General features: G+C 60.3%; 10 protein-coding genes and 1 pseudogene. 3 read left to right on the top strand and 8 right to left on the bottom strand.

The genetic code is table 11. The features are described from left to right. Nucleotides 1-725 precede the first annotated feature (725 nt). The 3 genes from AB7I51_RS16370 (at nt 726) to AB7I51_RS16360 (ending at nt 4408) form a co-directional block, all read left to right on the top strand. Nucleotides 726-1646, top strand: coding sequence for a hypothetical protein (locus tag AB7I51_RS16370; RefSeq protein ID WP_428405352.1), 921 nt, complete (start codon nt 726-728; stop codon nt 1644-1646). A gap of 188 nt (nt 1647-1834) precedes the next feature. Continuing rightward, entirely contained in the window at nt 1835-3334 is a 1500-nt protein-coding gene (locus AB7I51_RS16365) for an adenylate/guanylate cyclase domain-containing protein (protein ID WP_428405353.1), read from the top strand. Nucleotides 3335-3721: 387 nt separating this feature from the next. Continuing rightward, nucleotides 3722-4408 (top strand): alpha/beta hydrolase, encoded by a 687-nt coding sequence (locus tag AB7I51_RS16360; protein ID WP_428405354.1) that lies wholly within the window; start codon nt 3722-3724, stop codon nt 4406-4408. Here AB7I51_RS16360 and AB7I51_RS16355 read toward each other — a convergent pair. The 8 genes and pseudogenes from AB7I51_RS16355 to AB7I51_RS16320 all read right to left on the bottom strand — a co-directional run. Further along, a complete protein-coding gene (locus AB7I51_RS16355) occupies nt 4399-6504 on the bottom strand; it encodes a thioredoxin domain-containing protein (protein WP_428405355.1) in 2106 nt (701 codons plus the stop codon). The two genes, AB7I51_RS16360 and AB7I51_RS16355, sit on opposite strands and share 10 nt — an antisense overlap. Nucleotides 6505-6745: 241 nt before the next feature. Further along, nucleotides 6746-7522 carry a 3-hydroxybutyrate dehydrogenase gene (locus AB7I51_RS16350; protein WP_428405356.1) on the bottom strand — a complete coding sequence of 259 codons (777 nt, stop codon included), beginning with the start codon at nt 7520-7522 and terminating at the stop codon, nt 6746-6748. Between the two features lie 12 nt (nt 7523-7534). Continuing rightward, nucleotides 7535-8272, bottom strand: coding sequence for an acetoacetate decarboxylase (locus AB7I51_RS16345; protein ID WP_428405357.1), 738 nt, complete (start codon nt 8270-8272; stop codon nt 7535-7537). After that, nucleotides 8269-9402 carry a patatin-like phospholipase family protein gene (locus AB7I51_RS16340; protein ID WP_428405358.1) on the bottom strand — a complete coding sequence of 378 codons (1134 nt, stop codon included), beginning with the start codon at nt 9400-9402 and terminating at the stop codon, nt 8269-8271. Before AB7I51_RS16340 ends, AB7I51_RS16345 begins: the two co-directional genes overlap by 4 nt. Nucleotides 9403-9587: 185 nt before the next feature. Beyond that, nucleotides 9588-10430 (bottom strand): lytic murein transglycosylase, encoded by an 843-nt coding sequence (locus tag AB7I51_RS16335; protein ID WP_428405359.1) that lies wholly within the window; start codon nt 10428-10430, stop codon nt 9588-9590. A gap of 53 nt (nt 10431-10483) precedes the next feature. After that, a complete protein-coding gene (locus tag AB7I51_RS16330) occupies nt 10484-10711 on the bottom strand; it encodes a hypothetical protein (RefSeq protein WP_428405360.1) in 228 nt (75 codons plus the stop codon). A 112-nt stretch (nt 10712-10823) separates the two neighbouring features. Beyond that, nucleotides 10824-11483 (bottom strand): 3-oxoacid CoA-transferase subunit B, encoded by a 660-nt coding sequence (locus AB7I51_RS16325; protein WP_428405361.1) that lies wholly within the window; start codon nt 11481-11483, stop codon nt 10824-10826. Further along, a pseudogene (locus AB7I51_RS16320) lies at nt 11483-11800 on the bottom strand (CoA-transferase); the annotation flags it as partial. The gene AB7I51_RS16325 and the pseudogene AB7I51_RS16320, both read right to left, overlap by 1 nt. Between the last annotated feature and the right edge of the window lie 123 nt (nt 11801-11923).

Genomic DNA, 11923 nt, shown 5'->3' with positions numbered 1-11923 from the left:
AACTTCCGCCGCCTGCTCGCATGGCTGGCGCTTCTGTGGGCCTTGTTCCTGAGCGTCCTCGACGACGCCAACGCCTCAAATCGCCGACTAATCGCCGCTTAAATCGCGTTCTTCACGGGCGACTAAAGCAAGCGCGGCGGCGGCAGGCAGAAGGCGCTTCATATAAGCGATCCTTGCGATTCTATTTTTAAAAGCCGCGCAAGATGGTCCGCAAACCAACAGTTGCGGTCAATAGCGTCGGCGCTCCTAAAGCCAAAAAACCGGATGCGTTGCAAAAAAGCATCACCCGCCCAAAGCGGCTGTCACCCAATCGCGGCGATTGCTGCGCGCTTCATTTCCCGTCATCTTCGGTGAACTCTTGCGCTTTATCCCATGTCATGTGAATCGCGCGCGAAACGATTCCCCATTTCCGAAATCTCGCCGCGAAGAATGCCGAGGTCATCAACTTGATCGTGCGGGGAGCTATCTCCATCGCCGCTGTCGACAGGAACGGCCGCGGCGGAATCGTCACGGCGCCGAGTTCCAGATATTTCGCGACGATGCTATTCGAGAAGACATATTCATAAGTCTCGGCGCCGTTCCTGTGCGGCGCGTCGACCTGGATGCTGAGGTAAGTCGGATAAACGATTCAGCAAAGGAAGCGGGCAATGACAACGGCTGACGACTGGATTCCCCCGCTGATCGATTTTGCGACGCCGACACAGATTGCTGCAATCCTCGGCGCCATGCGCGCCGTCGCGGACACCGAGACGCCCGCCAGCAACAATGATCGCCGGGCCATCGCCAGCGCCCGCCGCTACATATTCGGCGATAATGACGCATTCAATTTCGACGCTCTGAAGCCGATTACCCCCGAGGAACTTGCCGCCGCTTTGGCGGGAACGGACTTGAATGAGAACGCCGTCAAGTTCATTACCGTGATGGCGTTCGTAGACGGCAAACTGGATTGCGCCAAGATCGCGAGCGTGCTGCGCTACGCCGGCGCGCTCGGGATGCATCAGCATTATATCGATCAGATCGACGACGCCGCCCACGGCCGCCTCGGGGAAGTGCTGGCTGACATGACCCGTTGCAACATGGAAAGCATCACCGGAAAGGTGTGGAAGAGCGAGGACGTCAATCAGTGGCTTCTGCCCTATGCCGGAGATCGCGCCGATCCGAGCGAGGTCCGGCGTTTTGAAATGCTTGCAGACCTCCCGCAGGGCACGTTCGGTCGAGCGTTTTACGACCACTTTCGCCGCAATAACTACGGTTTTCCAGGCGACCCACAGGCGCTCAACGCCAAATTTTCGCTCCCGCACGATTCTGTCCACGTGCTGACAGGATACGATACGACGCCCCGTGGCGAGATTCTGGTGTCAACCTTCACTGCCGCGATGCATCCATATTTCCCCATGGGCGGGCATATTTTGCCGGTGATTTTTTCATGGCACCTGATGGTGAAAATCAGTGACGTTGCGCGCAGCGCCAAGGATGCTCTCGATCCAGTCGAATTTTGGCGCGCTTGGGCCGCTGGCGCGGCGGCGACAATCGATACATTTGCGCCAGAATACGACTTCTGGAGCCACGCTACGGAGCAGTTGCAAAACTTTCGAAGCTCTAGCGCAATATTGCCGCAAGGTCTTGTTGAAGCGACGAGCGCATGATCTGAGCATATGACACACAATCGAAATCGGGGCCGCCCGGCGTCTGCCACTCGTCCTCGGCCGCTGCCTTCGCCGGCCGATCCATTCGAGTCAGACTCCAAAAGCAATTTCTCGTCGCTGATTGTCTTGCCGCATCCATCAGCAACTGATTATGAAGCAGGAGCCTGGCGCCGCGCGAGTCCGTAAGCATGACCCACAGACTTGTCGTTTTCCTGGTCATCTTTGTGGCTATGAGCCTCGCGTTCATACCGCTGCTTTCGCTTTATGGATTGCGAGTCTGTCCGGTTCTTACGATCCCTGGATTCGGCTTCGGCTGCTACTATACGTCCGCCTTCATCCTGCTAACGAATTTGACGAACGTCGGCGTGATTCTTTTGGCGCGCCACGGCGAAAGGCGCTATCTGCCCGGATTTTTTCGTCGAAGAAGAAACCGATCCTGGATCTATGCCGGATCATACCTTCTGGCGACGATCACCGCTCTGCTTCTACTTCAGGTCTTATTGCGCGCAAACCACCTGAGTTCGCATTCCCGCGGCCCAGAGATTCTGGTCCTCGCAAGCTTCCTTTTGGGCATCACGCAGGTCTATGGATTAAATTGGGCGTTGGAAGACGCCGACGACGAACAAGACGAAACCGGGCAGGTTGGGTTTCGACGACGCTGGCTTTCCCATGTCACCAGGACAATGCTTCCCGTAGTGGTCGTCGGGACAATTCTGCTCCACTTTCTTATCAGCCAGGCTGAAAGTCTTAACAAAGGCAAGATCGCTCCTCTAGTCTCTCACGACACCTTCATCGAACAGACGTCATATGTCATTTGCTTTTTGACGGGGTGGCTGATTCTCACCTTCACCTTCCACTTTTTGTCGGAGCGCGATCACGTCGGGCGCGTTCAGAATCATTTGGATCATGTGCGTGATCTGGATTTCAATTTCCGGTCGAGAATTGGGGAAGCCTGGGGTCTTTGGGCGGCAATTCTCGACCAACTCAATGCCTTCTCGAAAACGCTAGGAGAGCGCACCCGACTACTCAAGAATTTCTCCCGATTTGTCACGGCGAGAGTAGCGGAACGAGCCCTTCATCAAGAGCTAACAGAGACGACAGGGATCAACCGAGAGCTGACTGTCATCATGACGGACATTCGCAATTTTACTGGCATCTCCGAAAGCCTTTCGCCGAATGAAGTGGTAGCTCTCCTGAACCAATATTTTAGTGCGATGTTGGACGTAATTACCCAGTTCCAGATCAGCGTGGATAAGTTCATCGGCGATGGCATTTTAGCCTATGTCGACTGCGAGACGAACGGCGATGAAGACGCCGCTAGCATCGAAAACGGGCTCGGCGTGGACGCCGCGCTCGCCATGATCGAACGGGTGGAACAGCTCAATGGGAAGCTAAGGGAGATGAACCTGCCTGCCATAAGAATCGGCGTTGGGATTTTTCGTGGGCCGCTGGTGATCGGCCTCATAGGATCGGAGGCCAAACTTGAACACACGATCATCGGCGATACGGTCAATCGCACGGCTAGGCTTGAAAGCCTGTGCAAGGAGCTCAGGGTGTCCATCGTCATTTCGGACCGGGTCTGGCGCTCGCTAGAAGATGACGTGCGCGGGCGCTTCAAGTCTTTCGGAAAGCAGGCGATGAAAGGCATTGCTGAACCGATCGAAGTTTTTGGAGGGCCTACCAAATAACGCCACCGTTGACACGCTGTGGAAGGGACGCCGTTTTCGAGCGCTTCAGCGCACGTGGCGTCGATGGAGGGCAATCCGTCGGCGAGCACAGCGGCGAGAAAGTATGCGGCGCACGCGCACTGATGGAACGAGCGCGAGGCGGCGCAAGCCTTTTCCCGAAAACGACCGTTTTTCGCTCAGACCGATTGGGGACGTTTCGGGCCCCTTCCACGCTGCTCGAGCGCTTCGAATCCTGTCGAATAGTTGCACGTCCGAAAACACGACATGCCGGGGTTCATCGAAGTCGTGGGCGCGTGGCCGCCTTGCCACTCGATGGCAGCCGGTTTGCATGCGCCATCGCGATAAACTGTTCCATGAGCGTTCCCTGACATCCTCCAGAGACTCGATATGCCTGTGGTCGTCGAAGGGCCCAAAATCGCCGCGCTGTCCTGCGGCAAGCCCGCTTATCTCGTGGTGCTGCTGCATGGCCCGGGCAGCTCCGGCGCAGCGATCATCGATCAGGCGCTGAACTGGGCGCCCACCATGCCCAAGGCCGACTTCGTCGCCGCGGAAGCGCCTTTCCCGTGCGCCTCGGGCGGGCGGCAATGGTTCGAAAACGCCGATGCGAGCCCTACGGCGATCAATGACGGCATCAGGGCGACGGCGCCGCTTCTCGACGTCTTCCTCGACGACGTGCTGGCGCAACGTCGACTACCCGACAGTCACCTCGCGCTTGTCGGCTTTTCACATGGCGCAATGCTGGCGCTGCATGTCGGCCTCAGACGTCCGAAACCGATGGCGGCGATCGTCGCTTTTTCCGGCGCGCTCTATGACGAACGAGCGCTCGTGGAGGAAATCGCCTCGAAGCCGCCTGTGCTGATGATTCATGGCGAAGCCGATCCGATTGTGCCTTTCAGCGCGATGACCGCGACGAAAGAACGGCTCAAGGCGCTCGGCGCGCCGGTGAAGAGCTTGCGCCGGGCCGGATTGGGTCACGCGATGGATGATGACGGCGTCCTCGTCGCAGGGGATTTTCTCTCCGCATTCGTCGTGCACAAGCCTGCGGCCAGCGCGCAGGAACACGATCACGGCTGAGGCGCCGCGCTGCTCGGGCCGGCTTGCGCCGCGTCGATCTCGCGAATCGTGGCGAGAAGGCCGGCTTCATCCCATGCGGGCAGCGAGCAGGTTTCTCCGGCGCAGACAAAGGCGGCGGCATCCCTGTCGCCGATCGATTGCGCCGCGCCGGCAAGCGTCGGCGTCTGCGATCCTTCGCCGTCGACGACGATGCGGTCGGTGGCGGGCAAGCGTAGCGCCGCTTCATAGAGCGCCTGCCGCGCCTCGCCGACCGTAACGATCGTTTTCGCGCGAAGGCGCAGGTCCAGGGCGTTGAGCGTCGCGAGATGGGCGAAAATGTTCGAGCCGATCGCGGGGCCGAGCGCCGCGAACATGGCGTCGGCGCGCCGGCGCCACTTCTCATCGCCCGTCTGCGCCGCAAGGCGGACCAAGGCCGACAGATAAACCGGATGCGCGTTCGGTATCGCGTCGTCGGAAGTCGGCGCGAGCCGCATGATCACATCCTTCGCGTCGCGCGCCGCCATCTGCAGGAAACCGGTCTGCGCGTCGAGATGCCAGGCGTCCAGAGCGTCGGCCCAGGCGATGGCGTCAGCGAGATAGTCGCGCTGCGCAAAGGCCGTCTTGCGCCAGTTGCGCGCTTCATGGAGCGCGAGCGCGGCGCGGATCATGCTCGCGTGATCGAGCGCCATGCCCGGCTTGACGAGTACATCCGCGCGCCAGCTATGCGCCAGTCGTCGCCGTCCCTCACCATCTTCGAACTGCATGGTTGCGACGATGAAATCATAGGCGCGGGCCGCCATGTCGACCCAGCTCGGTTCGTCGAAGGCGGTCGCGGCCTCGACGAGGGCGGTGATCATCAGCCCGTTCCAGTCCGCCATGATCTTGTCGTCTCGACCCGGATGCACGCGCCGCTCACGGGTCAGAAACAGTTTCTCGCGCATGGTCGCGAGACGCGCCTCTTCTTCGAGCGAACCCTGCGGCGCGACCAGCCGATTGAGGATCGTGACCATCTCGCCGCGCGACTCGTCATGCCAATTGCCCGCAGGCGAGGCGTCGTAGAAACGGGCGAAAAAGGCGGCATCTTCCGGGCCAAGACAGGCGACGATTTCGTCAAAGGTCCAGACATAGAAACGCCCCTCGGCGCCTTCGCTGTCGGCGTCGAGACTGGCGCAAAAGGCACCGCCAGGATGGATCATTTCGCGTTCGAGCCAGCCGACGGTTTCGGCGGCGCGCCGCCGGTAAAGTTCGTCGCCCGATTGCTGATGACATAATGCGAGCAATTCGAGAATTCGGGCATTGTCGTAAAGCATTTTTTCAAAATGCGGCGCGAGCCAGCGCTCATCCGTCGAATAGCGCGCAAAGCCGCCGCCGAGATGATCATATATGCCGCCGAGCGACATTCTGGTCAGGGTCAGCTTCACGAGGTCGCGAAACCCGGAAGTCGTCGCGACCGCGCCGGCGCGCCACAGAAATTCGAAGACTTGCGTATTGGGAAATTTCGGCGCGCCGCGCAGGCCGCCCTCCACGGGATCGACGCCCTGTTCGATCTGTGACGCAAGATTGCGCATCTGTGCGGGCGTCAGGTTGAGCGCGCTGGCGCCGGACGGCGCTTTGTCGGATTGCTCCAACCGGGCGCGCACAGCCTTCACATTCTGTGCGATCGTCTCGGGCTCTGCGGCGAAGGTTTCGGCGACGCGTTTGAGCACGCTCACGAAGGCGGGCCGTCCATACTGGTCGGATTTCGGAAAATAGGTCCCGCCCCAGAAAGCCTCGCCTTCCGGCGTCAGGAACATCGTCAGGGGCCAGCCGCCCCTCTGCCCGAGCGACTGCAACGCCGTCATGTAGAGATGGTCGATGTCCGGACGCTCCTCGCGATCGACTTTGATATTGACGAAGAGTTCGTTCATTACCGCGGCGGTCGCCGGGTCTTCGAAAGACTCATGGGCCATGACATGGCACCAGTGGCAGGCGGCATAGCCGACCGACAGGAGGATCGGCTTGCGCAAATGGCGCGCTTCCTCGAGCGCTTCCTGCGTCCACAGGCGCCAATGCACCAGATTGTCGGCGTGTTGGAGAAGGTAGGGGCTCGCCGCCCGGTGAAGTTCGTTGTGCGACATCGGCTTCGTCGGTTTGAGGGCGCTTCCATCGCCGATGTGGCGAAGACTCGACATTCGGGAGACGAATATAGCGCTGGCCCGCGCCTTTTCCCTGGTTCGGCGCTCGTTTGCCCCAAGCAAGCAAACGGCTTGCCGAAACTTGCCGCAGCCGTAATACGCGCCGCCCGGGCGGATAAAAGCTGGTCGCTACCCGGCCGAGGGCGTTGGCGGCCCCTATCCAAACGGTCCAGCGATTCGCCGACTAATTCATGAACCAGCCGTGACTGACGACAATTGATTCCCCCGTCAGCGCATTCGTCTGAAATGAGGCGAGCATGAGCGCCACTTCGGCCACGTCCGAGATCATGGTGAATTGCTTGTCGACAGTCTCGCCCAGCATGACGTCGTCGACGACGCGTTGTTCGGTGATGCCGAGATCATGCGCCTGCTGGGGAATTTGCTTTTCGACCAGCGGCGTCATCACGAAGCCGGGGCAAATCGTGTTGGCGCGGACGTTATGTTTCGCGCCTTCCTTCGCCATCACTCGGGCGAGGCCGAGAATCCCGTGTTTGGCCGCGACATAGGCGGATTTCAGCGGCGACGCCTCATGGCTATGCACCGAGCCCATATAAATCAGCGCGCCCGACTTTTGAGGATACATGTATTTCACGCATGCCTTTGTGGTCAGAAAGGCGCCGTCGAGATGGATCGAAAGCAGCCTTTTCCAATCCTCGAAGGGAAATTCCTCAATCGGATGGACGATCTGAATGCCGGCATTCGAAACCAATATGTCGATCGTCCCAAAGGCTTTGGCGGCCGCGTCAACGCCGGCGCGCACTTGCTCCTCATTGGTGACGTCCATTGCAACCGCGATCGCTACGTCGTCGCCGCCGATTTGCGCCGCCGCGGATTTTGCAGCGTCAATGTTCAGATCGGCGATGCAGACCCTGCCGCCAGCCTTTGCAAAGCGCTGCGCAATGCCATGGCCGATGCCGCTCGCGGCGCCCGTAATCAACGCGACCTTGCCATTCAGCTCCATCGGAATGTTCCCCTAGGCGAGATAATCATAAACGACCTTGCCGAGCCCGAGCGTGAGGTCGGCGAGGATATGCGTCGCCGAAACAATCTCGCGCACCGGCAATTCGGCGACCGGCGCCAGCGCATGCGCGTTCAGTTCAAGGGAGGCCGGCCCCGTGTAGGCGCTCTTCACGGTGATGTCCTCAAGACGATAATCGACGAGTTCAAGAATGCGCGGAGAACCGTCCACATGTGGAATTATTTTCAGCAAATAATTGGGTTGCGTGAGCGAGCGGAGAACGTCGGCGCCATCGAGAGCGCGGTGCTTATACCCCATGACTCCGCGCGCGACCCGGATCGAGCCGTAATCGAGAACTCCGACGAGGGCGTCGCGCTCCACGGCCAAAGAAGGATTGGCGAGTTTTTTCGGGAACCCCCATAATTCCCGACCGCCATAGATCGGCGGCCCGTCATTGAGATACATGGCGTGCGTATACAGGCCTGGATTGCCATTGAAATAAACGGGGATCGCCTGACCTGATTCGCAATAGTCGCCGAACCCGGTCGAATCCGGCATGCGAATGAATTCATATTTGACTAGGTCGTCTCGAACCTCCAAAGGCTCGGGCACGACGCGCGCCAGCGCTTCGCGATCGGTGCGATAGGTGATTACAAGATATTCGCGGTTAAAGAACCGGTACGGCCCGCGCGGAAAGGCGGGACTCGTAAGCGGCATCGCAAAAGCGGTCTTGCGCACATCGTCGATTTTCATGAGGGCTCTTTCTTGTTGTCCGATTTGTACAGGTCCTTGGTGCAATCGAATATGACAACATCTTCGTTCGGGTGACGTCTGGACACCCATTTGGGGTTGGTCAATGTCGCGACGGCGTCGGCGGCGCCGGCCTTCCAATGATCTTCCATCGAGAATCGTGAAAAATCGTAGTCCTTGGAGTCGGTCTCATAGGCCGCGCGACGATGAATGAGCTGCGCGATCGTGACGCCGGCAACGTCGCCGAAGTCGCTCAACGCCAGCCAGTCAGGATCCTTATGGAGCTCTGGGCGAATTTTTTTCGAAAGCCGCTTTACCGCCACGCGAAGATCATGGGCGCGTTTGAGGAGATCGGTGTTGAGCCTTGTTCGGCTCGAATAGCGAATGTCCTTTTCCCGATGGAGGACATCGAGCAGCGTCTCAGGCGCCGGACCGCGCGCGCTGAATAAATCAACCTGGAAGACGCACAGATTGGTTTTCGGATCACAATTGTCCAAAATATACTGTAGCGGCGTATTGGAGACGAGGCCGCCATCCCAATAGAGTTCGCCATTGATCTCGACCGGCGGAAAGCCGGGGGGAAGCGCGCCGCTGGCGAGGACGTGATCCGGGCCAATGGTTTCGGTCATATTGTCGAAATATTGGAAATTGCCGGTTCGCACATTGACCGCGCCGACGCTCAGACGATCCCGCTTGGCGTTGATCAGATCAAAATCGACGAGCGCCGAAAGCGTATCCCGCAACGGCTGCGTATCATAGAGGCTGAGCGACGTCGGCGGATAGGGCAACGTCGGAACCACCGGCGGCAGCCGGGGCGCGAAAAAACCTGGCGCGCCGAATAGGGCGGCCATATTGGCGCCCAGGTCGGCCGACACGGCGCTCATGATGTCAGGCGCAACAAAGGACGAGGATGCGCCGTTCGTGACCCTCTCCCAGAATTCGCGCAGTCGAGCAACGCGTTTTTCCGGCGGGTTGCCGCATATGATCGCGGCATTGATCGCGCCGATGGAAATCCCGGCATACCAGTGAGGACAATATCCTCCGGCGTTCAACTCTTCGAATGCCCCTGCCTGATAGGCGCCGAGAGCGCCGCCGCCCTGTAGCACGAGGCCGATAATTTCTTTTGCCGCCATCCCCGCCGACCCCTATGTCAAGACGCCGCGCTGCTCTCATCGTCGCCATCGGCTCCAAGCGTTTTTGCAGAACTCGGGCGGCGGCGCCGCTTCCACACTGGCGTTCCGCGCGATCGGCGCAACGCTCTATCAGAGCGAGATGTCCGCCGCATGGATTTGCAGGCGACGGTCCGCAGCATATGGCGCTATTGGCCGCCATCGAGCTTCGTCGCCATCAAGGCGATGGTCTTCGCGTAAACACGCGCCTTATTCCACTCTAAAAAGACCGCAAAATTTGGCTCTCCTTCGTTCCAGCCCGCGCCCGTGCGCCAGCCCTTGCCTTTCAGGAAATTCGCCGTCGACGCGAGCGCATCGGCCGTCGATCTTATGAGATCGCGCCTGCCGTCGCCGTCGAAATCGACTCCATATGCGAGATAAGACGATGGCATGAATTGTGTCTGGCCGATTTCGCCGGCCCAGTCGCCGCGCATCTGCGCCGGAGACATGTCGCCGCGCTCGACGATCATCAGCGCATTGTTCAGTTCCTCCCTGAACTGCGCGGATCGCCGGCAATCATAGGCCAGCGTCGCCAGCGCCTGCATCGTCTTGAAGCGCCCATTGTCGGCGCCAAAGCCGGTCTCCAACCCCCAGATCGCCACCAGCACCGGGCCCGGCACGCCATAGCGCGCCTCGATCTGGCGCAACAGCGCGGCGTGGCGCTGCAGGAGCGCCCTTGCCTTGCTCAAACGTCGGGGCGTCACCAGACGGCTCGAGAATTTCTCGAAGCTTTGGCGAAAAATCCGCTGTCCCCGATCGCGGCCGATCACCGCATGGTCGTAGGAAATATCCGCTAACGCAGCGTCGAGCGTGCGCTGCGAGACGCCATTGGCTCGGGCGTCCCGCTTGACGTCCTCAAGCCATTGGCCGAAGCCCGACGCCGACGCTCCGCAGCTCTCGGCGCGCGCCGATTCGGCGCAGCCGAATAAGGCCAGCGCGCTGGCGGCGAGCCATATGCGAAGCGCGCTGGAGCATTTTGCGGGCGTATTCATCGCCCGGCACTGTAGTCAGGCCGAAATCGCGCCGCAACAAGCGGAACGCCGGATCAGCGACCCTTCTTCATGAATTGGCGTTTGCATGCCTTCGAAAGCTGGCTCGCATGCGCGCGCAGGCATTTTTCGACCGCGATCGCATCGGGCTCTTCCGCTGAGCAGAATTTGTGGGAGTCGCGCTCGCAGGCCGCGCGCTGCTTGTCCATGGCGGTGCGTGCGCTCACAGGATTGACCGCAGCAAGGCCAATGAAGGCCGCAAGAATTAAAATCAACTTGCTCATCGATCGGCTCTTTGGCTGTTAACGCTTGACCGCTCCGGTTCAAGAGCGGCGCGGCCAGAGCGATACCTGTGGCGAACGCCGCCGATATCAAGTGCGGGCGCCCGCGCCAGAGCTAAGGGCAACCGAGCGGCATTTCCAGCGTCTCCTCCGCCACGATGAGTCTGGCGCCGGTATTGGCCAAAATATCCGTGACGCTGACGCCCGGCGCACGTTCGCGCAGCGCAAGCCCTTCATCGGTCGGTTCGATCACCGCAAGCTCGGTCACGATGAGGCTGACCCGTCGCGCCGAGGTCGGCGGCAATGTGAGAGTCTCGACGATTTTCGGTTCGCCTTTTGCGGCGTGCTGCATGGCGACGATGACGCGCTTGGCCCCGGCGACGAGGTCCATGGCGCCGCCCATCCCAGGCGTAAATTTTCCGGGAACCATCCAATTGGCGAGACGCCCTGCCGCGTCGACCTGCAGCGCGCCGAGCACGGCCAAGTCGACATGGCCGCCTCTGATGAGCGCGAAGCTTGTCGCGCTGTCGAAGCTGGCGGCGCCCGGCAGCGCCGTTATGAATCCGCCGCCGGCGTCGGTGAGATCGTGATTCTCCATCCCCTCAGGCGGCGGCGCGCTGAAGCCGATCAGCCCGTTTTCGGTTTGAAAGGCGACCAACATTCCTTTCGGCACGAAGCGCGCCACGAGCGTCGGCAGGCCGATCCCGAGATTGACCAGCATGCCGTCGCGCAGCTCCAGGGCGACGCGTCGCGCGATGATTTCCTTCGCGTCCATCAGCGCGCCCCACTAACGAGGTGGGTGACGAGAGTTCCGGGCGTGCGCACCGCGTCGGGCGGAATGACTGCGGTCGGAACGATCTCATCCGGTTCGGCGATGACGCAATCGGCGGCGAATGCCATGACCGGATTGAAATTCGTCGCCGTCAGCCGATAGGTCAGATTGCCGAAATAGTCGGCTTCATGGGCGCGCAGCAAAGCGAAATCCGCCCGCAGCGGCCTTTCGATGAGATATGTCGCGCCGTCGATTTCGACGGTCTGCTTGCCTTGCGCCACCATCGTGCCGACGCCGGTCGGCGTCAAAACGCCGCCTAACATTACAGTTGCATTTTGATATGAGCGCGCTTTGCTTGTGCCTGATGTGCTCGTCGCCAGAGCGACCAGGCGATGATGAACTCTGGTCGGATGCGTTTGCGCGCAAGGCGCGTCGCGATACGG

Origin of the sequence: Methylocystis sp., from assembly GCF_050246715.1 — a bacterium.
Lineage (GTDB): Bacteria > Pseudomonadota > Alphaproteobacteria > Rhizobiales > Beijerinckiaceae > Methylocystis.
This window is presented reverse-complemented; position numbering and strand designations above follow the sequence as displayed.